This window comes from Leeuwenhoekiella blandensis MED217 (assembly GCF_000152985.1).
GTDB classification, from domain to species: domain Bacteria; phylum Bacteroidota; class Bacteroidia; order Flavobacteriales; family Flavobacteriaceae; genus Leeuwenhoekiella; species Leeuwenhoekiella blandensis.
In genome coordinates this window covers 3,012,565-3,035,392 of record NZ_CH672395.1, presented here as the reverse complement: position 1 = coordinate 3,035,392, position 22,828 = coordinate 3,012,565, and the positions used below count along the sequence as shown (strand labels likewise).

At 42.6% G+C, this 22,828-nt stretch carries 17 protein-coding genes; 13 read left to right on the top strand and 4 right to left on the bottom strand.

The genetic code is table 11. The features are described 5' to 3' along the window. Positions 1–8 precede the first annotated feature (8 nt). On the bottom strand, positions 9–3,605 hold the full coding sequence (locus MED217_RS12990; protein WP_009780992.1) for a BamA/TamA family outer membrane protein: 3,597 nt from the start codon (positions 3,603–3,605) through the stop codon (positions 9–11). A gap of 372 nt (positions 3,606–3,977) precedes the next feature. Here MED217_RS12990 and MED217_RS12985 point away from each other — a divergent pair, with 372 nt between their 5' ends. The 5 genes from MED217_RS12985 (at position 3,978) to MED217_RS12965 (ending at position 7,897) form a co-directional block, all read left to right on the top strand. Continuing rightward, a complete protein-coding gene (locus MED217_RS12985) occupies positions 3,978–4,250 on the top strand; it encodes a hypothetical protein (protein ID WP_009780991.1) in 273 nt (90 codons plus the stop codon). 104 nt (positions 4,251–4,354) lie between these two features. Beyond that, positions 4,355–5,140 (top strand): SDR family oxidoreductase, encoded by a 786-nt coding sequence (locus MED217_RS12980; protein ID WP_009780990.1) that lies wholly within the window; start codon positions 4,355–4,357, stop codon positions 5,138–5,140. A 242-nt stretch (positions 5,141–5,382) separates the two neighbouring features. Next, complete coding sequence (locus MED217_RS12975) at positions 5,383–5,976, top strand: YceI family protein (RefSeq protein WP_009780989.1); 594 nt, start codon at positions 5,383–5,385, stop codon at positions 5,974–5,976. 12 nt (positions 5,977–5,988) lie between these two features. Then, positions 5,989–7,260: a hypothetical protein gene (locus MED217_RS12970; protein WP_009780988.1), complete on the top strand. Its 1,272-nt coding sequence runs from the start codon at positions 5,989–5,991 to the stop codon at positions 7,258–7,260. 61 nt (positions 7,261–7,321) lie between these two features. Then, positions 7,322–7,897 carry a YceI family protein gene (locus MED217_RS12965; protein ID WP_009780987.1) on the top strand — a complete coding sequence of 192 codons (576 nt, stop codon included), beginning with the start codon at positions 7,322–7,324 and terminating at the stop codon, positions 7,895–7,897. Positions 7,898–8,098: 201 nt separating this feature from the next. Here MED217_RS12965 and MED217_RS12960 read toward each other — a convergent pair whose 3' ends face one another. Next, positions 8,099–8,980, bottom strand: coding sequence for an SdiA-regulated domain-containing protein (locus MED217_RS12960; protein ID WP_009780986.1), 882 nt, complete (start codon positions 8,978–8,980; stop codon positions 8,099–8,101). Positions 8,981–9,226: 246 nt separating this feature from the next. On the opposite strand from MED217_RS12960, the gene MED217_RS12955 reads away from it, so the two are divergent. Further along, positions 9,227–10,102: a DUF808 domain-containing protein gene (locus MED217_RS12955; RefSeq protein WP_040533586.1), complete on the top strand. Its 876-nt coding sequence runs from the start codon at positions 9,227–9,229 to the stop codon at positions 10,100–10,102. A 103-nt stretch (positions 10,103–10,205) separates the two neighbouring features. After that, positions 10,206–11,417 carry an OprO/OprP family phosphate-selective porin gene (locus MED217_RS12950; protein ID WP_230199271.1) on the top strand — a complete coding sequence of 404 codons (1,212 nt, stop codon included), beginning with the start codon at positions 10,206–10,208 and terminating at the stop codon, positions 11,415–11,417. Here the strand turns inward: MED217_RS12950 and MED217_RS12945 are convergent. After that, positions 11,414–12,259, bottom strand: a complete 846-nt coding sequence (locus tag MED217_RS12945; protein WP_009780983.1) for a helix-turn-helix domain-containing protein — start codon at positions 12,257–12,259, stop codon at positions 11,414–11,416. The genes MED217_RS12950 and MED217_RS12945 overlap by 4 nt on opposite strands. Before the next feature lie 198 nt (positions 12,260–12,457). Between MED217_RS12945 and hxlB the strand changes: the two genes are divergently transcribed. Both hxlB and hxlA read left to right on the top strand, forming a co-directional pair. Further along, the gene (gene hxlB / locus MED217_RS12940; RefSeq protein WP_009780982.1) at positions 12,458–13,042 is read left to right on the top strand and encodes a 6-phospho-3-hexuloisomerase; all 585 of its coding nucleotides are present in this window, start codon (positions 12,458–12,460) and stop codon (positions 13,040–13,042) included. Between the two features lie 39 nt (positions 13,043–13,081). Continuing rightward, on the top strand, positions 13,082–13,708 hold the full coding sequence (gene hxlA / locus MED217_RS12935) for a 3-hexulose-6-phosphate synthase (protein ID WP_009780981.1): 627 nt from the start codon (positions 13,082–13,084) through the stop codon (positions 13,706–13,708). 224 nt (positions 13,709–13,932) lie between these two features. Here hxlA and MED217_RS12930 read toward each other — a convergent pair whose 3' ends face one another. Next, a complete protein-coding gene (locus MED217_RS12930) occupies positions 13,933–14,715 on the bottom strand; it encodes a 3-keto-disaccharide hydrolase (protein ID WP_009780980.1) in 783 nt (260 codons plus the stop codon). Positions 14,716–14,828: 113 nt separating this feature from the next. Between MED217_RS12930 and MED217_RS12925 the strand changes: the two genes are divergently transcribed. From MED217_RS12925 to MED217_RS12910, 4 genes are read left to right on the top strand one after another with little or no spacing between them, the layout of a single operon-like run. After that, entirely contained in the window at positions 14,829–15,743 is a 915-nt protein-coding gene (locus tag MED217_RS12925) for a hypothetical protein (protein WP_009780979.1), read from the top strand. Continuing rightward, a complete protein-coding gene (locus MED217_RS12920; RefSeq protein ID WP_009780978.1) occupies positions 15,743–16,921 on the top strand; it encodes a CHASE2 domain-containing protein in 1,179 nt (392 codons plus the stop codon). The genes MED217_RS12925 and MED217_RS12920 overlap by 1 nt, the downstream gene beginning before the upstream one ends. Beyond that, the gene (locus MED217_RS12915) at positions 16,897–17,667 is read left to right on the top strand and encodes a hypothetical protein (protein WP_009780977.1); all 771 of its coding nucleotides are present in this window, start codon (positions 16,897–16,899) and stop codon (positions 17,665–17,667) included. Before MED217_RS12920 ends, MED217_RS12915 begins: the two co-directional genes overlap by 25 nt. Before the next feature lie 19 nt (positions 17,668–17,686). Continuing rightward, a complete protein-coding gene (locus MED217_RS12910; RefSeq protein ID WP_009780976.1) occupies positions 17,687–22,828 on the top strand; it encodes a caspase family protein in 5,142 nt (1,713 codons plus the stop codon).

Below are 22,828 nucleotides of genomic sequence, written 5' to 3'. Positions count from 1 at the left end.
TGTGTTTTCTAGAATTTGAATCCTAGCGTAAACAATACGCGGTTACTTTCTTTACTGCGGTAGTAGCCCAGATTGGCAGTGAGTGCTTTAAACCCATTTAGGAACACCGAACCCCCGTAACTGTTATGCCATTGTTCAGAATCTCCTCCCGGAGTCCAAATGCGCCCGTAGTCAAATCCTGCTGAAACGCCCAATCGCAACGGAATGAAATTGGTGGTCAATTCGGCAATACCTACACGCAAATCGGTGCTTTGGTAAAAGGAAGTCTTACCGTTAAAACGTTCATTTCTAAAACCGCGCAGGCTGTTATTTCCGCCCAAAGTCGCAGCATGATAAAATTCGTAAGTATCTCCAAAGTTCATTTCTGCACCCACTTTGGTCGCTAGAACAGCCATACCGCTAGGGTGCAGTGGATAGTCTATAGAAAGCGTAGGGTTTACATAAGCAAACTCATTATCATACTCATCGATATTACTTTTATAACCTGCTACCAGATCAAACTGAAATCCTCTTCGAATAAAGGCGATCGCTCCGCTTTTGTTTTTATACTGAAACGCGGCTTCTGCACCGGCATAATACTGGGTGTTGAACACATCATCGCCAGGCAGGAAAATTTCAGTATCGCCTGTAACACCATCTCCGGAATACGAGACATTAAGCGACTCAAATGTAGGACCAAAACGTATAGACATACGATCTTCTCTGTAGATCAATGACGGGTTAACACTCCACTGACTGATACGTACCCGGTTAAAATCACGATCTACAAGATCATCATCGTAGGTTGTTTCATTACCGGTACCAAAATAATTGATCGCATAATTAGGCGTGGTGTAGCGGGCATCGAGGCCAAAATTCCATTTATAAAAAGCATTTGCAAATTCTCCTGAGTATTTCAACTCCACCCCGTGTGTCGCTGCAAAATATTTGGCGGTCAAGGTTTGTTGTGTCGCAAACGGATTGTTTGCCAGACCATAGGTAGTATAGGTTCCGCTTAAGCCTGCAGAAAATCCGGTGTCCTGATCGTAACCTACCGCAGGAAGAGTAGAGAAGGCATCCAGTTTTCTGTTTTCGTCATTATAGGTATTGATGTCATAACTGTCTACCAGCCATTTGCGAGTTCCCGGATTTACAAATGTATTTTTCTTGCTTTTGTAGTCATAGGCTTTTACGGCACGTGTATTTTGAAAATCGTACACGTCGTTATTTTCTCCTCCCAATATTTTAATAGGAATGTATTGATCGCCTTCACCCGTTACTGTAAAAGTATCTTCATCATCAAGACCATAAATCCAGAGTTCTTTGGTCTCCTCTTTATCGTAGGTGCGCTCAAAAGTACGATCGTCTTCGGTGGTGAGCGCCACGCGGGTTTTTCCGTTAGGAAGTCGGGTGATTACAAAATCGTCTTTATCACCGGTTCCTAAAAGAATCTGGTGACGCATCAAATACTCATAATAGCGACGCGCAATGGGCATCAAATTGTCCCGACGGATCTTGAAATTCTTTATGATCTTTTCGGTGCTTTCGTCTTGTGCAGCTTTAGGCAACGTAGCAAAAGCAGTTTCGATGGTTTCATCGGTAAGCTTTTCTTGTATGAAGCGAACTTGTTCTTGCCAGTCTTCCCAGGTCAAACTCTTTAAAAAAGCCTGATCGAGTGGATAAGCATAACGGCTCAACCATTTTACATTATCAACATCCTCATCATAGCGTTCCATAGAGCGGAAATCGATCATCGCTACTTTCAACAATCCAAGTATGAGTCCGTCGTATTTAGGAAAGGCCTGATCCCGATCTCGCCGAATGGTTTTGTACAGCGTATTTCCGTTGTCCTGCTCGTAAGCAGACCAGCGCCATTGGTCATAATGTCTATCATAGTCGCCGACGGCAAAATCCATCAAGCGCACTTTTAAAAAGTTGGCTTCGTCAACCTGATGTTTTTTCGAGTCGCGTACTTCGGCCAATAGATCTTTGGTACTTATGATATCGTCTGCATTTCCAAAGCGTTCAAAAGATTTATTTTCATCGCCGGCGTGTGCTTCAAGCATATACAGTTTATCTCCATAATCTTCATTAAAGATACCCAGTTGTTTTTGCTTGGGCATATAGTAGATTTTAGGCTCGGCATTATAAATATCCAAGGTGTCAAAAATAGGATTGAGTGCAAAGGGCGCATAAGGTTGCGCTGTAGTATAAAAATCTTGGACGATATCTTCGGCAATGGTGTTTTGCATAAAATCACGCACATAGTGATCTGTGATTTTAGACTGAATAAAGCGCACAGCACTTTTACGCAGTTCACGAGCGGTATATTCGTGTTCGTCATCATCGATCAATCGGAGCGAGCGGGATTGATTTCCTCCGCCTTCAGAAATCGCGTGTACATTACCCGGAAGTTCAGACAAGTCAAGCACGGGTGCTTCAATTTCTTTACTGAATACATCGCGGTAATGTTCTCCCCACAGAAAACGGTAAAAGCCGCTTTTGTCGGTTTCTTCTTTAGTATAGATCGAAGCCTTATAGGTATCGCTCATCCCGCTAATGTCTGGTGCAGGAATGTCCTCGGGCCGAGGTTGCTGGCGACGTATTTGTTTTTCAAAAAGTTTTTGAGGCGCGCCTTTTCCGGTTTGAAAGAACTCCACTTTAGAGCTTCGGTCTGTATAAACCGTAAGTTTAGCAAAACCGTGAGATTTTGCGGTAAACTGACCGTCATCGGCTTTGCGCACTCCATCTAATTTTGAAGCGGCAGCACCACTGATGATTTGTGGGATTCCGTCGTCAAAAACATATTGTAAGTTGCGGTCACTGGCCGAAACAAAGATCACATCAGGAAACTGACTTGCCAAAGTTTCCAACGTTCCTGCATAGTTTTGACGCAGGGTGCTATAGTAATCTTCAACGCTAAGGCCACCTATTTTTTCTATAAAATTCTGTTGAGAAAGCGTAAGTACTGAATGATGTACCGCAACAATGACCGTTTTGTTCTGTTCATCTTTGAGGTCATCTTTAAACTTTGCAAAGAAATCATCGCGTGTTTTGAGTTCGCATTTATTGTTGAGGTATAAATGATCATCCCAGTCTTCAAGAAACCATTGGGAATCGATCATCAACAACTCTACATTCTCCATACTGAGATTCTCGATCTCTCTGGGGCAACCATCATTTGGCCAAAATTCAATCTTGCTATTATCTTGAATAAAAGACTCAAGGTCGTCCAGATTCTCGTGTCCGTTTTTATTCCATTCATTTTTTCCGGGCATCAAGATCACGTTACCATTAAAAGCTTCCAGCGGTTGCATGATTTCCTGCTGCAGAAAGGCTTCTACTGCTTTGCGGTCTTTCTTTTTAGGCGGGTAGCCTTTTTTTGTGATGTTTCCGATAGCGACAAAAGTGGCATTGGCATCCTGTTGAGACATCGTATTTATGGCTTCCAGAACCCCTGTGGTAGAAGCGTTGGGAGCATCTCCTGTGTTTCCGGTAAAATAAAAGGTTTGTTCGATGGCTGCATCTGTTTCCTGTGCATAAATTCCTGAGGAAACTAAAGCCCATAAACCAAGTGCGAAAAACGAATAAAGCGAAAGGCGTAAAGACGCGTATTTCTTGTTCATAGAGGTAGTTCAAATTAGTAAGGCTCAAATTATGCCAAATATGTTAATGCCTTTTCTTTTTTAACCCTCTATAACACTGTTTTAAATAAGTCTTAAGAGATTCCGTCAGTAAAACTCGTCATAATTATCGTGTATAATACAAAAGGCCTATATTCTTCAAGGGATATAGTTAATATTAATAATGAAGAGTTTAGAGCTGTGCTTGTCAAGGTTTTTGGTCTTTAAAATAGTTGAGCAGAAATCCAATTCGGCTCACTGAGTCAAGGTAGTAGCAGTAGGCGATAAGCGCTTTGGTCTTAATATATTGTGAAATAAGATTTTACTAACATTTTATCTGTATTATCCATAATAATTTTGAGAAAAACGAAAGCTATGAAAACTTCACCAAAAAATCATTTTTCTCGCAGTTTGAATCAAATTCTCAAACGCTATAGATTGAGCGAAACAGAACTACAACAGCTAGACGCTGTAGATACAGACCGTATTGTGAGTTTGGCTTATACCGATTATGGCGGTTTTGATGCACAGACGGGAATGTATTATGCCGAAGAGCGCCCGGTAAACTATAAATTGAAATTAGATTACGTCAAAGATGAAGCAGGTAAAGTAGAAACCCTTATCATGCTTCCGGTAACGATTTCTTAATGTCAACAGGCTTATAGTCATCAAAACCTTATGATGTCTTTAACGTATTGATTTTTTAGTGCGGGTTAACTTTGTTGTACATACAACTATAAAATCCAAACACAATGAAAGATCAAGTGATTATCATAACCGGTGCCGCAATGGGACTGGGATTAGCAACTGCCGAGTTGCTTGCTAAAGAAGGTGCAAAACTCGTACTGGTTGATTATAATGAAAACGCCTTAAAAGACGCTGAACAGAAACTCAAAGAGATCAATCCTGAGGTCGCGCTTTTATCGGTTAAAGCCGATGTGTCGAGCGAGGAGCAAGTGAAGAACTACGTCGATAAGACTGTAGAGAAGTTTGGTCGTATAGACGGACTCTACAACAACGCGGGAATCGAAGGGAAACAAGCTTCTATTGTAGATTACGATCTAGACATTTTTAAAAAAGTGATCGATATTAACCTTATGGGAGTTTACTATGGTTTGCGTTATGTAATCCCGGTAATGCAAAAGCAAAAATTTGGTCGTATCGTAAATGTGGCTTCTGTAGGAGGTATTCGCGGGGTACTCAATCAAATGCCTTATGTGGCCAGTAAACACGCCGTAAGCGGAATGACTAAGAACGCCGCCTTAGAATATGGTAAAGATGGAATTTTAACCAATGCTATTGCTCCCGGTGCGATTCTTACGCCAATGGTAGCCGAAGCCTTCAAGCAAGTGAATCCTGAGGATCCTAAAGCTGCCGAAGCACAATATGCGAGCAACAACCCAACGCGTGCATTAGGTGATCCTAAAGATGTAGCCAGTGTAGTTGGCTTTTTGTTAAGCAAAGCCAATGGATATGTTAGTGGTCAAACCATCGCGATAGATGGTGGCGAATCTAATATGTACGGTAACGCCGAATAAACTTTTCAGCATACTTAAAAATCAAAAGCCCTGATCGTGTTTCGATCAGGGCTTTTTTTATGGGCACTTTCAGAGGTTTTTATATCCTTAGACATTCCCTGAGGTATTTTATTCTTCACTTTTTTTCACTCCTCAAACCTTGTAGTTGCATTTTTTTTGAACGCATTTCTCAAAGCTGACTTTTATCATATTTCTCGCCAGCTTCCTTGTTGACCTTTGCTGTATAATTAAAAACAACAACTATGAAAACCTATACCACGTACAGCATTTTATTTGGCTTGTTCTTCTTAGGATTTAGCCTTCAGCAAGGATTAGCACAAACATTTACACTAGATAATTCGCAATCTACTATGAAGGTAGAGGGCACTTCTAATCTACACGATTGGGAGATCGATGTCGAAGCCTTACGCGGCACTCTTGAGGTGGAGCAAAACGGTGAATCGATCACATTTAAAAAGCTCAGCCTTAAAATTGAAGCAGAAAGTCTTAAGAGCGGTAAACGTGCAATGGACAAAAATACCTTCAAGGCGCTGGATACCGATGAGCACCAATACCTAACCTATACCTTAAAAAAAGTATTGGATGTGCAACAGATTTCAGCTTCAACCTATACGGTGAAAACCTCAGGAAGTTTAAGCATTGCAGGAACCACCCAAACGGTGACCATACCTTTTCAAATGCAAGTTGAAAAAGAAAGTGTAAGCCTAACAGGCTCTCACGATTTGCAAATGACTGCATATAACATTGAACCTCCTACAGCACTCTTTGGTACCATTACTACCGGAGATACTGTAAAAATAAATTTTGAAACAACCTTTATTAATCAAACCCTATAATACCTGTCAGTTATGAAAACTAAAATAACATATTTCGCAATCCTTCTTTTTGCTCTTTTTGGGATGAGCATGCACGCGCAAAGTCAGCGTGACTTAGACAACTATCGTTTACCTGATCAACGTGGCGTTTCAGACTTTGAGGCTCCTAAGGATACAGCAACTACCTTTAACGGACTACAAGTACGTTTGGGAGGTGCTTCAACCTTACAGTTTCAGGCCTTAGATCACGAGAACTCTAATGATCCTTCAACTCCCGTTTTACAGGATATAGGTAGCAATTTTAACCTTGCAACGGCAAACCTGGATCTTGATGTAGTACTTTATGATGGGGTGCGTATGCACTTGAGAACTTATTTGTCTTCTCAGCATCATACCGAAACCTATGTAAAAGGAGGGTATTTCCAGATCGATAAGCTAGACTTTATTCAGGAAGGCTTTATGGAAGATTTGATGAACCACCTGCGTATCAAAATCGGTCATATGGAAAACAACTATGGTGACGCACACTTTAGACGTACCGATAATGCAATGGCACTTTACAATCCGTTTGTGGGGAATTATCTAATGGATAGTTTCACTACCGAAGTAGGAGCAGAAGTGTACTACTTCAACAAAGGCTGGTTAGGAATGTTGAGCTTAACTAATGGTAAGTTGAATCAGGCGGTAACCAATCCAGAGACTACAAGCCCATCATTCATCGCAAAATTAGGTTATGACAGTCAGTTGAATGAAGATTTCAGATTGCGTTTAACCGGTTCTATGTATCACACCAATCAAACCGGAAGCGCTTACCTCTACAGCGGTGACCGTTCAGGATCACGTTATTACAATGTGATGATCGACGTAGACGGTAATGGAGATGGCTTTAGAGCAGGACGTATCAATCCTAATTTACGTAACGAACTTACTTCAGTTATGATCAACCCATTCTTCAAGTATAAAGGCTTAGAATTCTTCGGGATTTATGAGCACGCAAGTGGTAAAGCAGCTGCAGAAAGCGAAAGCCGTAGCTGGGACCAATACTCTGGAGAGTTGATCTACAGATTTGGACCTAAAGAAAAAATCTACTTAGGCGGTCGTTACAACTACGTGAGCGGTACGTTAATGGGAGGCACCGATGTTTCTGCAGACCGTTTTCAACTGGCAGCAGGATGGTTTATGACCAAAAACATCTTGATGAAAGCTGAATATGTGGTTCAAAATTACAACGACTATCCCGTGACCGATATTCATAGCGAAGGGCAGTTTGACGGCTTTATGCTTGAAGCTGCAATTAGTTTCTAATTTGTAATTCTTAAAACAGTGCCGGTAGCTTTAAGCTACCGGCACTATAAAATTTTTGGCGATGAAGGTTTTAATGACTCTTTTTTTAGTACTTAATGCCTCTGTAATACTTGGGCAAACGCACTACCGCAGCCTGCAGATCAGTGGTATGCAAAACAGCAGCCTTGAGGTTTCCGGGAAAACCAATGTAACCGGTTTTTCCTGTACCTACGAACCTGAATATTTTCAGGCAGAACATACGCTGAAGTTTTATAAAAAAGAACAGGTGATCTTGCTCAAGGATGCTGAGCTCAAACTGGATATTGACGGATTTGACTGCGGCGGAAAGGCGATCAATAAAGACTTTCGCAAAATGCTTAAGGCTGACGACTATCCGCATATCATCTTGAATTTTAAGCAAGTTGAGCTTACCGAAGCAGGACAGCAAGCCACCATAACCATAAATATTGCAGGACAGCAAAATACGTATACCATTCCGGTAACCTGGTGTAAAGAAGAACAACAGCATCTCAAAGGAATATTAAACCTCAATATCACCGATTTTGAGCTCGAACTTCCTAAAAAGCTTTTTGGTCTCATCACTATTAAAGACGCGATCGCTATCCGTTTTGATATTGCCGGAACCTACGCACTGTAATTCAAAACCAATTAAACGAGCCAGATCTCGATCATCGCTTAAAAACTAAGCCGCAACGTATTCAAAGTTGCGGCTTTTTTATGGGCGTCGCCAAAAGGGTTTAATACTCCGAGGCTTGCCTTATGGTAGTTTTCGGGCACTGCAAGAGCATAAAATGCCTGGAAGTAATTTGCGCTGAATTGTAATGTACGTAAGATCAGGTTAATTTGAGTTTGCTTTTGGTTCTTCTAAAGTAACCTCGTGTAAGGTTGCGACTCCGGTAGCAGCTTCGTTGGCAATATACAAGGTGCCTTGCGGACTAAACGTGATGCTTTCGGGTTGCGCAAAATGAAAAGGGTTGAGTTCGTGTACGGCCTTTACTTTACCCGTAGCGCTCAAAATAAGCAGTTTAGGTTTCTTTCCGTCTACGATATAATAATCCCCTGTTTTAGGATGAATCGCAAGGTCAGACGGACTGAACGTCTTCTCAGCATCTTTTTTTTGAAAAGCCTCAAAGGCTTTGTCTTTCATATTGATGGTCATAAACGGCTGCTCTTCCTGCTTTCGGGTTCCTATATCGATGCGGTAGAGCCCTTTTAAATCTTTTTCCTCAAGGCCCTCATCTTTGGCCACAGTGATCAGCTCTCGGTATTTGGGATCTAGCGTGAGCGATTCCATATTATTGTCTTCATCAAAAGCAGTGTCAAAATGTTGTACCGTTTGATTATCGCCCACATAATCCAAAACTTCAAAAATGCGGCCGTCGCTGCGCATCACATAAGCGTTTTCCTGATCAAGTGCCAAAGCTTCATAATCTGCGTTTTCAGAAAAAACAGTATCGTAAGAGATCTCACCTGTATTTAAATTGAAATGATAAATAGCACCTTCCTCATCTTGTATGCAGGCGATCGTACTGTCATTAACCCAGGCGATCCCACTTACTTCGTTGAGCAGTTCAGGAAGTTCCCAGGTGTTTACAAGATTGTAGGTTGCTTCTTCGAGAATCTGACGTTCTTCAGCAATCGATTTTTTATAAAATGCATACGACAAGCCTACAGAAAATAGCAGGGCACCGCAGATCACATAATATTCAAGATGTTTCATAATTCGGGGTTAACTACGCGCATAGCTGAAGCTTCCACCTCAGATTACGGCCTTTAAAAGTAGGAAATACTTAAAGGCAAAAGGTTTAACAGAATGGTAAAGTTTTAATCCGCAAGCAACGATGACGCGTCTAAAACGTAGGTACATCTCATAAACGTATACGTCTGAAAGAAATTATAAAATTTTTAATGTGTTTTTAAAATGCAGCAACTTATCTTGCTGCAAACAACTAACCTATACTACACTATGGCTTCAGGATTTTTTGCACTCCTTGATGATATTGCAACTTTGATGGACGATGTTTCGGTAATGGCAAAAGTTGCCGGAAAGAAAACCGCAGGTCTTCTCGGTGACGACCTCGCTGTAAATGCAGAGAAAGCTTCCGGCTTTATGTCTGACCGGGAAATCCCGGTGCTGTGGAAAATCACCAAAGGTTCATTACTCAATAAGGTCATTATTTTACCCATCGCCTTTTTACTGAGTGCTTTTGTCCCCATAGCCATCACCGTTATTTTGATCATCGGTGGCTTGTATCTCGCCTATGAAGGTGCTGAGAAGATCTACGAGTATTTTGTGCCGCACACACACGAGGAAGAAAAGCCTGCCTTACAAAACCGAAGCGAAGAAGAACTAGTGGCTTACGAAAAAGAAAAAGTCAAGTCGGCGATTTTAACCGATTTTATTCTTTCAGTAGAGATCATCATCATTGCTTTAGGTGCGGTAACGGGTGAGGAGCTCGTGAATCAGATCATTGTGGTTTCGATCATCGCTTTGGTCGCTACAGTGGGAGTTTACGGTATTGTCGCACTCATTGTGCGTATGGATGAATTTGGCGCGAAACTCATCAACCTGAATGAGGAAGACGATAGCTTTTCTGATAAAGTGGGAATCTTTCTGGTAAATGCACTACCTAAAGTGATCAAAGGGCTTTCTATCATTGGGACCATCGCTTTGCTGTTAGTTTCCGGCGGAATCTTTAGACATAACTTACACGTGGTACACGACTTATTTCACTCGTGGCCGGGGATGTTGGCCGACCTGCTCCTGGGCTTGGTCGTTGGTTTTGTGGTGTTTTTAATTATTATGGGAGGAAAAAAGATCTTCAAACCCGAATCTGCCTAGCCTTGAAAGCACTGCGTGTTGTGTTAAGCTAAAGTTTCTTTAAGGTTTCTAAGCCGTTAAGTGAAAGGATAATTTTACTTTTGCGTGCCTAAGGTTTATGGTTATGCGCACGCGTTTTACACGCTTCTTAGTTTGTTTTGGACTTACGCTTCTCTTTTTTGGGACTGCTGCCCACGCTCAGGAATTTCAGAAGGATTCGATTTCCAAATGGGATATCAATTATGGGGGAAAAGGTATTTATTTTACAGCACCCGATAATGCCTTCAGTTTACATATTCAAAGCAGGTTACAGTTTCGGTTTGCGACTCCGAGTGATAACGATCCGGTGACCTTTAACGATTTTAATGACGGTGAAAACTCGGTATTCAAGATCAATCGGGCGCGCCTCAAAGTAGGTGGACACGCCTATAAACCTTGGCTGAAGTACTATTGGGAGTACGAGTTGGGGCGTGGCAATTTGCTCGATTTTAGAGTGATGATCGAGCGTTGGAAATGGCTTAACATCAAGATAGGACAGTGGAAGATCGAATACACCCGAGAACGCCGTATAAGCAGTGGAGCCCAGCAACTGGTAGATCGTTCTATTCTTAACCGAAGTTTTACCGTAGATCGCCAACAAGGGGTCGAACTCTACGGAAGGTTGGAAGGTCGGGGAGCAGCTGATGTTTCCTATTGGGCGGCCGTGCTTACCGGAGCGGGGAGAGCAGCCACAGACAATGACGACAAAAACCTGATGTATTTTGGGCGCCTGCAATGGAATCTACTTGGAGACGTCTTAGGCTTTGGAGGAACCAGCGATCTGGTAATTCATCAAAAACCTGAAGCCTTGATCGCTTTTTCTGCGGTAACCAATCGCAGTCCGTTTACACGATTTTCTTCTTCAGGAGGTGGTTTTTTAACCGATTTTGAACAACAGGAGCCGGGGCAGTACCGCATCAATCAAGGCAACATAGAAACCGCTTTTGTCTATAAAGGCTTCAGCTGGCAGTCTGAGGTGCATCACAAAGAGATCCTAGATAAGCTGAATGGCGGGCGCACGCAGTTGCGTGGGTATTATGCCCAGGCGGGTTATTTTGCACATCAGGCAATATCCTGGTGGCCAAAACAATTGGAGGTCGCAGCACGCTATGCCAATTTTAACCCGGATATAGACCAACCCATCACACTCGATGAGGTTTCACTGGCCTTTAATTGGTTCTTTAACGGGCATCGCAATAAGCTCACGGCAGAGGTGTCTAGCTTTGATTATGAAAATGCCGACAATACTCTCGAAAACGAGCTGCGTTTCCGGCTGCAGTGGGATATTTCGTTTTAGTCTGCATAGAGCGTATTGTCATGCTTAAGCACATAACGCCGTGCCTGATTTTGAAACTCCTGTGCGGTTTGACCGGTATGGGTTTTAAAAAACCTGCTGAAATAACTTCGGTCTTTAAACTGTAAATTATAGCCTATTTCTTTAATGGTATGTTCGCTGTGAATCATCTGCCGCTTCGCTTCAAGAATAAGTCGGTCGTGAATGAGTTGTACCACAGTTTTATCCAGTTTTTCTTTTAAGATCTGATTAAGACGCTTGGCGCTCAATCCCATCTTTCCGGCATAAAAGGAGGCGGCACGTTCCTCGAGGTAATTTTTTTCGAGCAACATCATAAATTCGTACACGCGTTTTTCATTAAGGTCTTGAAGGGTAAAATGCTGTTCTTTCAGTTCGATAAGCTTCAGCAGTAAGACTTTCAGCAAGGCCTTCAGCATAATAAGATTTACCGAATCCTGATCATACTCGGCATACATCAATTGATACACTGCCGAAAGGCTTTCCGCATGTGCTTCACTCACTTGTAAGCACGAGAACTCTCCCTGAAGGTTAAAGATTCGGAATACATCCAGTAAAAATTCCTTAAGGTCATCTTCGAGCAATTCCTGTTTAAAAGAGATCAGGACGCCTTGTTTTCCGGCTTTATTCAATTGGTGCACCCGATATGGAGGGATAAGATAGATCCAATGTCCTTTTAAGGTTTGAAAATCGTGTTGCGGGGTGTGTAAGGCTTCCTCATTTTTTAGCCATACGATCTCAAAAAATTCACGTCTTCCCGGGTCATCCAGGTAAGAAGGAGGACAATCGGCAAGATCGCGTATGTATAATACTTTATCACTAAGCATAGTAGCACTTTTATAGGGGATTTACAAACAACAGGTACTGTGGTGAAAACCTGCTGATTTCTAAAATGTACCACAAAAGTAGCACATTACACACGTAATTTTTAACGGGTGCGCAAATTGTACAACACATCTGCCGGATTGTGTACCAAGTCCGTCGAACTTCACAGTACTTTTGTTTCCTAATTAAAACACGCAATTATGCAAACCCCTGAAACGATGAGCAGCGAGGCTGCATTAGCAGATGCAACCGCGCTGATTTACAGAGAACACGAGCACCTGCGACAAGGCGTTGCTTTTGAGCAACTCGCGGGACTTATCGCTCCTTTAGAACGTGCGCAGCGTATTTTTTTGATGGGAATGGGCCGCAGCGGATTTATGATGCAAGCGCTTGGAATGCGTTTGATGCATTTAGGTTTTAATGTGCATATCGTGGGAGAGACCACCGCACCGGCGATTACCAAAGGCGATGTGTTGCTTGCAGGTTCGGGAAGTGGGAGTACCACCAGTATCGTTAATGCCGCAAAAACAGCAAAACGAGAAGGTGCTGCAGTGCTTTGCTTTACCACCAATATGGAATCGCTTTTAGCCGACCTGGCAGATGCTGTGGTCGTGCTTCCGGCAGCACAAAAAAATAAACAGGAGGCCGATGTTTCACAGCAATATGCCGGCAGTTTATTTGAGCAGGCCCTGTTGATCTATGGAGACGCACTGGTACAGCTGCTTTGGAATAAAGGCGGAAAGACTGCCGACCAACTTTGGCAGCGACACGCAAATTTAGAATAAGAACAAGAATAACTATTAATATACTAAAAACAAGATACTATGGCTAAGTTACAAGTAGCAATTGATTTATTAAAGACCGAAGATGCCCTTGCACTGGCAACTAAAGTGGCTCCTTATGTAGACATCATCGAGTTAGGAACTCCACTTATCAAAAGTGAAGGATTGGCTGCAATTACAGCGATCAAGAATGCATTTCCTGACAAAAAAGTTTTTGCAGATTTTAAAACTGCAGATGCCGGCGAGTTGGAAGCAGATATGGCTTTTTCTGCCGGAGCTGATTACATCACCATCTTAGGATCTACCGGAAACAGCACGATCGCAGGAGCGGTAAAAGCGGCTAAAGCACACGGTAAAGGTGTGGTGGTTGATACGATTGGTGTTGCAGATCGTGTAAAACGTGCACAGGAAGTGATCGAATTGGGTGTAGAATTTGTGGAACTACACGCAGGTCTTGACGAGCAGGCAGAAGAAGGCTACTCGATTCAAGTATTGATCGACGAGGCAAAACGTGCCGGAGTACCGGTTTCTATCGCAGGAGGAGTAAACCTTGACAACATCAAAGCTGTAAAAGATTCTGGAGCTGTAGTAGCGGTTGCAGGTGGAGCGATCTACGGTGCTGAAGATCCTGCAGAAGCTGCAAAAGCGCTTCGTGCAATACTCAACTAATTTTGAGTTCATTAGTTAGATGAAAAACGAAAAGCTCCCGGCAACGGGAGCTTTTTTTTTGGTTCCACCAAAGGGTTTAATAATCAGAGGCCTGCCTTAGTCGGCAGGCAGGCTTGACTCGAAATAGAACATTCGTTTCCAAACAATCCCTTGTAGGCTTGCCCTGAGGTAGTTTACGGGCAGCGACCAAGGCTTCATTACTAACTAACCTGAAGAAGGTTATGTTATAATTTTTTAAGCTTCAGGTCTTTAAAGATCACACCTTGTCCTTCGGCCTGTAACCCGATGTATCCACTTTTTAAGGCCTTACCGTCTACTTTAAGTTTGGGATTATAGCCATTGGCTACATCGCCGCCTAGTTGTGTATCGGTATACCTAAGCACTTCTTTTCCGTTTACTTTATGAATGACTAAAGAGTCCTGATAAACGATCAGGTCGGCTTCTACCCAGACATTCCAGGGGAAGGTGGGGGAAGACGAATTGATACAATGCTCGTTTGATTTTTTTCCGTTGTAGTATACATCGGTACCGGGCGAACACATATTCCCTGTAGGTCTTGGCTTACCGGGTTCGGCTTCCGCCAGCATTTGGTATTCTACAGATAGCGGCCAGTCCTGCTCTTTTAAAATGGTTTCCGGGGCTTGCGAATGAAACATCACACCGCTGTTGCGGTAGGTGTAACTCGGGGCATCTTCCATCCATTCATCGGTAAATCTATATTTGAATTTTAAATGAAAAGAGGCAAAAGCTTCGTCGTAAAACAAATGGCCGTAGGTTTCATCAAAGGTATCGTAGTTATCATAGGCTACCACGATACTGCTGTCTTCAACCCTAAAGGTATCGGCATAATTCTCGCCCACTTCGTGATGGTAAAACTTGGGCGTCCACCCGTTGAGGTTGGTACCATTAAAGAGGGTGATCCATTCGTTTTCTTCAGTGTTTTTAGTGTTGCAGGCAGTAAATAAAATAATGAGGAGTAAGAGTCCTGTGGCTTTTAAAAATTTCATAAGATAGTTGACTTCTATCTTTAAATGTATTGATTTTTTAACGACTTCCCTTCTTTTTTTAAAATACATTAAATTATGTATTTTAACACTTTATTAGCAACAGCTCTAGCACTATGAAAAAAACTACCCTACTGTTTGGTTTCATTATCGTAATAACCTCTTGCAGTGTGCATAAGCGCGCGGCGATCAAAGCTCAAGAAGAATTTGTGGTGGAGTTGCGAAAGCCGGCCACACGTGGCGGACTCGTAGAAGTTGCGCTGCAAGGCTTGTTTTTTGGAGCAGATTATTTGGCCGACAAAACAGCAAAATCTTTAACCAGTACCTATTCCCAGAGTCTTTCGGTTAATGATTATTACAATACAGATCTTGGTGAGGTAGAGAAAACCTATAATGAAATTCATATAAAGAAATATGCGGCGCCTCAACAGGCAACAGATGAGCAGCGTTTGAAAGGCTATATTGAAAACGATATTCAGGATATGCCAAAATCGCGGGGCGCAACAAGTGCTTTTACTATGAATGACGTGATACGCCTTCAGGATGAAAAAGAGGACCTTCTGAATTTTGAAGCAGTCATCGAGATCTTAAGCGATCCTGAAAATCCCGGGGTTTCCCGATTGAGTTTTAATGAACTGCGTATTTTGTTTTCAAGAACCAAAGTATATACCGATGAAAACCTCAACGCGCGTTTATCGGTTTCTATAGAAGGACATTGGCGTAATAAAGACAATACGCCTATGCACGCGGTGTTGATCGAGCAGGAATATGATTTACAGGAGTTGAAATACGGTACGCAAAATCAGATCAAAACACCTATTCTTTCCCCTTGGTATTATGATATTCCTTATCTGGCAGAGGATGCCGACTTTTCTAAATATGGAGTGGTTCAGGTTAATGTGCAGTTGCAGGAGTATGAAGGTGGTAAAAGCAAATACATAAACCAACTGCCCAGTATACTTTCAGACAACAAAAACGCCATTATCAAAAATGGCTCAAGCACCATTCAAAAAATTATAGGAAAGGAATAGTGGCGAATAAGAAATTTCCTTTTTTACTGATTGCAGATGCTTTTTTCTGCACCGTTTTTACCTGTATCGTGAGCGGGTTGCTTTATTTTTTTATACTGAATCTTTCGATCTTAGATCCTTTTGAGAAGGCTTTTGAGGATTTTGAATTTACCGATATTTACTATGCCGAAGGCTTTTACAAAAAGGAAGCGGCAGCAGATATTATTGTCATCAATGTAGAACAGGCCGATCGCTATATGCTTGCTCAGGCGTTACAAAAAATAAGTGCCTATCAGCCCAAAGTCGTAGGTCTTGACCTTCTTTTTAAAGAGCGTAAAACTGTCTTTGAAGATGAGGCTTTACAAGTTGCACTTCAGCAGGTGCCTAATTTGGTGAAGGCGGTATATTTTGATCAGGATACGCTTATCACTTCAGCTCCTTATTTTCAAACTCCAACCGAGCAGCAGGGCTTCATTAATTTTAACCTGGACGGGAGTTCCTCTGTAGTACGTGATTTTAACGGAGTGCTGGAGTATCAAGAACGCGAGATTCCTTCTTTGGCAGGAGCGCTCGCTGTGGCTGCAGGATATATCAGTACAGAAACCTTGAAAACAAATTATGCTACGCCGGTGCCTATTCGTTATACGGGAGGTTCTGAGGCTTTTTTGACGCTTTCTGTAGACGAACTTCTAAGCCGGGAGCGGCTAGATGTTCTTACCGATGCGGTGGTGCTTCTGGGGTATGCCGGTACGCCTACGGGTAATCCTTTTGATATTGAAGACAAACATTTTACTCCGTTGAATGCTGCCTTTACCGGGCGTGCCACTCCAGATACTTTTGGGGTTTTTATACACGCGACTATTTTGCAAAACTTAAAGTCAGGAAAAACCTTTACGGCGCTTCCTAAAATGTTCACCTTAACGCTGGCCTTTTTAATGGCCTTTGGAAGCATTCTTTTGGGTATGTATATACACAAAAAGAGCAATTTTATATTTGACATCAGCGTCAAGGTCTTACAGCTGCTTGTGCCTATTGTGTTGCTTTATCTGGTGTTGCACTTGTTGAGTTGGCAAATCTATCTTAATGTATTACCCGTTATTTTCTTGGTTATCTTGGGATTAGAGTGTATTGATTTTTATATTTATTTACAGGAATTTATCCGGAAGAAGTATCCATGGAAAAGCTATTTGTTGGATTAATTTGTTTGCTTGCCGTAGCAGTGCATGCGCAAGACAGCCTTTACGTGTATAAGGCTGATGGCGTAATGCTGCAAGGAAAACCTACCCAGAAAACGCGATTACAAAAGGGCGCACTCCTGCTCAAGGATACGCGTGTAGAACTGCAACCGGGAGCTTCGATCATTGCTATTAATAAAGCAGGCGAATTATTTAAAGCCGCAGATCCCGGGGTGTATACCCAACCTATGCTGCTCAAGCGTAAAACTCAAAACTATCCGGGAAATCTTTCGGTAAATTATTTCAAATTTATTTGGTCTGAACTGGTGGGAGCCACAAAAGCCAAAGTACAGATCGGAGGCGTGTTTAGAGGAAATATGCTTATGCGCTTCCCGGACGATAGCACCTATATCGCCGGGACCACGTTGCACCTTGAATGGGATACCGTAGCGGCTACTTCGCCTATGTTTATCTTTATAAAAAATACCGAAACTGAAGAATATCTCAAGATGGCTGCAGACGGGAGCATGCTTATGCTTTACTCGCATCCCTTTTTTAGTGAAGGAAGCACCTATCAATGGAGCGTGACCGATGAGGCATTTCCCAATTTAAACAACCTGCAGTTTTATACGTTTACGTTGATCACTAAAGAAGCCTACATCTTAAAAAAAGAAGAACTACTCAGCCAACTTCAAAATCCAAACTTGAAAACGTTGTCCAGACGCGAGATAGAAACATGGCTCTGCGCACGGTATAACTTGTGTAATTAATGCTTTAAAATCGATCGCTATGCATTTGCTTCAAAGACTGTTGGCTTGTTTGTTTTTTATAAGTATCCCGGCGACTGCTGTGGCTCAAAATCAAGATGTGATCTATGCTGAAGCGCATGCCGAAGCTGTAAATGCGTTTGATGCGTCTTACTCTGCTTCCCTTATTGCGGTGGCGGTTTACCCGTATACCGATGTGGTACTGTATGATCTGTTTACTGCCGATGAAGTATTTCGTGTAACCGGGAATACTTTTACGGCCACAGCGATGCATTTTGATGCAGCCGGAACGCGCCTGGTCATTCACTATCCAGATAAAACACAGGTGTGGGATATAAACAGTTTTCAAAAACAAGCAGAATATGCTACCGACTTTTATGCAGCCCGGGATTTCTCCTTTGCTACTGCAAGGTTTGTAAGTTACCAAAACAACAGCCTTCAGTTTAAAGATCTTAATAATGCAGTGGTGAAAGAATTGCCCTATGCAAATGCTCCGGGGCGTTTGATGTTTTCTAAAAACGGGAATACACTTTTTGGATTGAGCAAAGGGCAATTGCGTTATGTAGACGTTCTAGGAAACACTCCTCAAAAAACGCTTGATATTAAGGAGGTTTCTAATTTTGCCGTAGGAGATGCCGGTATAGCCATTCAACAAACTGCGGCCAATTCGCAAGGGTCTGATGTACGGCTGAGCTTTTACGACTTTTCAGGGACGGCCAAAAGCGAAAGCATTCAGCCCAAGAAGGCATTTCAGACGTTTGCAGCTCGAATGCATTTGTTTAACGACGAACTTTTATTCTATGAATCCTTTGATAAGGTGGTTGTGGTTAACAGTAACGGGGGAGAGGACACCTTTGAATTTAAAGAGGATTTAACGGATTTTAAATTCGTCAAAAATGTAGGCTTTGCGGTAAACTTTAAAAACCGATTGGATCTTTTAGATACTGATGGCAATTTGATTACGCGCTTGTATGCCAAAACCTTTATGAACAGTGGGAGTTATGTAAATCCCAAATCAGAACGGGTAGCTTTGGTCGTGGACAGCATGTTGTTCTTAGGAGATGCTGCTAAGCGACAGCCCAAGCAAATCAGCTTGGATGACGGTCTGGCCAATGCGGTGACGGGAGCAGAAGACCTCATAGCCTTTGCTACGCGTGATCAAAAACTTAGACTTTGGGACTTAAAGTCGGCAAAAGAACGTGTCGCGATTACAACCCAGGAAGTCACTTTCCCACAGTTCGTTAAGCTTGATCCTTCGGGAAAACTTCTTTTAGCGTGCTACCCCAGAGCAGATAAGATCGTAGTATATGACGCCAGAACCGGAAAAGAAAAAACACGATTAGCCCTTCCGCAGGAAGAACAAATAACGGCGCTTGATTTTGATGGGAACCAACTTGTGGTAGGCACACAATCTGGAGCATATGCTTTTTACCGGTTGAGTTCTTCGGGATTTGAGCTTCAGCGCGACTATGCTCCGGCTTTGTCCAATGCGATAACCGGAGTAAGTATTTCGGGTTCTAAGGTAGCTGTGTCAAGCTTAGGCCGAATGCTTCAGTTACGGCTAGATCAAGAAGCTAAAGTAACCGCCGAAGATGTTTTAATAGGGCACTCGGGTTTTATTCACGGTATCGCCTATGATGCTACAGGAACCTATCTTACGAGTGCAGATACCTACGGGGACATCCACTTTTGGGAAGCAGACAAACAGCGTTTGGTGCATCGTATTCATTTGGATTCGGCTTGGGTAAAAAATCTAAGCTTACACGATAGTCTGTACATCACTTCTTCCGGACCGGGAATGATTACCGGTAATTTTTATAATCCGTTGGTGTATCAAAAGATCACAGATCCCAAACCCGAACTTCTGGTGCAGCGTGCCAATACCAATGCGATTCGCAAGCTGGTGTTTAGTAGGGACGGTAAGTTACTGGCAAGTGATGATGGTTCGGTTATCAAAGTACGCGAAGTACAAACCGGTTTTTTAATTAGTGAAATCACGCTCGAAGACAATACCCTGAACGATCTCGCTTTTCTAAAAGATAACAACACGCTGGTTGTGGCTTCGGGGAGTTCGGTAGAGTTTATAGATGCCTATACCGGGACGTCAAAAAAGTTTTTAGATCTCAATACGCGCAACCGTAGTATTCATCAGGTTGAAAGTTTTCCTGACCTCAATATCGTAGTGGGGCTCAATATTCACGGTTGGCATTACCCTTTGCTTATACACAGCAATTCTGGCCTGGTGATGGGAACGCTTGAGGTGAACCCTGCCGAAGAGAAAGACCAGCAAATCATCAATCTTATCATCTCGCCAGATGGCAAACGCATCGCTACTTATGGCAATAAGTACATCAAAGTCTTTGAAATTAATGAGCAGGTGCAGACGCGTCAAGTGGCGGTCATACCGCGGGATTCTCCTGATGTGAGCAATCAATACTGGAATGATCTGATGCATTTTAATGCTGAAGGAACCCGGTTGTCTTATGTAGAAATGGGAAGCCCCAATCGTTTGAAAGTGCTCGATATAGCAAGTGGAAGCATCAGCTATGAAACTACCGGGAAGTTATCGGTATTCGGATATGACGGGGAGTTGGTAGGCATGGTCAACAGTAATGTGCGTTTATCAGCACTGAAGCAGGATGCAACAACCTGGGAGCGGCTGCAATCTGAACATGAGCATATGGACCTGATCTCAAGTTTGGCTTATGACCCCATCAATACGTTGTATGCCAGTGCAGACATCTGGGGGAATATCATTACATGGGATGCCGAAACCAAAACGCCACTCTGGGAGTTAGACCGTTTTGCTAATGATATTTACAGTGTAGACCTCAATGTCCAAGGAAATGTGATGGCGTTTAATGCCAAGAGCGGTCTTTTTCTGTTTGATCTTCAGCAGTTTCAGATCAAAAAGCTTGAAGGTAATAACTATCCCTATTATGGCGCTTTTTCTAAGGATGGAAGTTTGTTTTTCTATAGAAACGGAAAGGACTATCACGTGTACCGCCCGGAAAATGACAAAAGTGGGTTATTGTTTAAAACACCCGTAGCTGCCGCAGATGCGAGCGGAAGTCTGCTCTCTGAAGATGGGTCGGTATTGAGTTTTAAAAATACCAAGACCGATGTGATGTATTCCTACGATATTCAAAATAAAGCCTTGCTGGGCGAAATCAAACTCAAAGAAATTCCGGGGTATCTTTCTTTGACAGTCGCATCGGTGACTCGGGAAGCTAATACGAAGTTACAGCTTCAGGGAACAGCGCTCAAAACTTTGGGAGATTCGCTATTGGTGTTCAATAAAGTAAACTATACACCTTCTACGCAGCAGCTCAGCGTAAACTCTAAAGAACATTTCATCAATCTGAAAGAAAACAAAGAGTTTTTAGATTATAAAATTAAATACCATACCAAACTCAATGCCTATTCTGATGATGGTAAATACTACGCATACCTGGAGGATTTTCATCTAAAAATTGAAGATCTGGAGCGCAAAGAACTCCTTTATGACCAGTACATCCAAGATGTACGCATTGTTGACGGGGTGTTTACCGAAGACAGTAAAAGTCTTATTCTGGCTTTTGAAGATGGGGCTGTTAAAATCATGAGCTTGCCGGAATTCAAGGTTACGCACACTTTTCTAGGCAGTACCGGTCAGCTTTCAGATATGGATTACAAAAATCATTTTCTGGTGATCTTGGGAGGTGATAACCTCATTAAGGTTTTTGATCGCGATCAGGATTATAAATTACTCTATTCTTGTGCGTTTTTAGAGGATGGCGAATTCATTCTCTCGGACGAAGAAGGGTTTTATTATGCTTCTAAGGCAGCACGGGAGGCGGTGGCGTTTAAGAAAGGGGATGAGGTCTATCCTTTTGAGCAGTTTGATATGTTTTACAACCGCCCGGATAAAGCGATTCGTAATTTGGTTTCTTTAGGCATAACCGATTCGTTACTGCAAAAAGGCTATGAGATGGCGTATCAAAAGCGGTTGTCAAAAATGGGCTTTGACGAGGGGATGCTTTCCGGAGCTTTTGAATTGCCTACGCTCGAATTGCTCACTAAAGACCTTCCGGCAACCACAAATGAAGAGCAAATCAGCTTTCGCATAAAAGCAGAAGATCGAGCGAAGAACCTTGATCGTATTTTGGTTTGGGTAAATGATGTTCCGGTTTTTGGGGCTAAAGGTAAAAGTATCCGTGATCGCAAAATTCAGCAATTGGAAGAAACGCTCACCGTAAATTTAGCTAGTGGCACCAATAAAGTGCAGGTTTCGGTGGTGAACAGCTCGGGGGTAGAAAGCCTCAAACGCACTTTTGTGATCAATGCTACGGCTGCAATGCCGCAACCCGATCTGTATCTGGTGAGCATTGGAGTTTCCAACTATCAAAATCAAGATTATAACTTAAAATATGCCGCAAAGGATGCTAAAGACCTGATGGATTATGTAAACGAGCGTCCTGAAGCTTATGCTGAGATCCACACGCATAATTTAGTCAATGAGCAGGTCACCACTGCTGAGATCGCAAAGCTGAAAGCCCGGCTGATGCAATCGCGTACCAATGATGTGGTTATTGTATTTTTTGCGGGACACGGGGTACTGGACGAGGAGATGAACTATTATCTGGGAACCTATGACATCGATTTTGATAATCCAAAGAAGAACGGACTCGCCTATGATGGTTTAGAAAATCTTTTAGACGGGATCCCCGCACTCAATAAGCTACTCATCATTGATGCGTGTCACTCAGGGGAAGTCGATCAGGACGATGCGACTATAGACAGTGGCTTGACCAATGCTAAAGTAAGCGGGAAACGCGGGTCTATCGTTGTAAAGTCTAAAAGCAAGCAGCTTGGTCTTGAGAATTCTTTTGAGCTGATGCAAATGCTGTTTTCCGATCTGAGAAGGGGAACAGGTGCTACAGTGATCAGCTCGGCCAGCGGACTAGAATATGCCTATGAAGGGGAAGCCTGGCAGAATGGAGTATTTACCTATGCGATGCTCGAAGGCTTAAAGAGTGGCGCCTGTGATTTAAATGGCGACGGTAGTGTACAGGTCTCTGAACTCAAAAGCTATGTTTTTGATAAAGTTTCAGAACTTACAAACGGCAAACAAAATCCAACCTCGCGTAAAGAGAATTTAGAATACGATTTTAAGGTGTGGTAA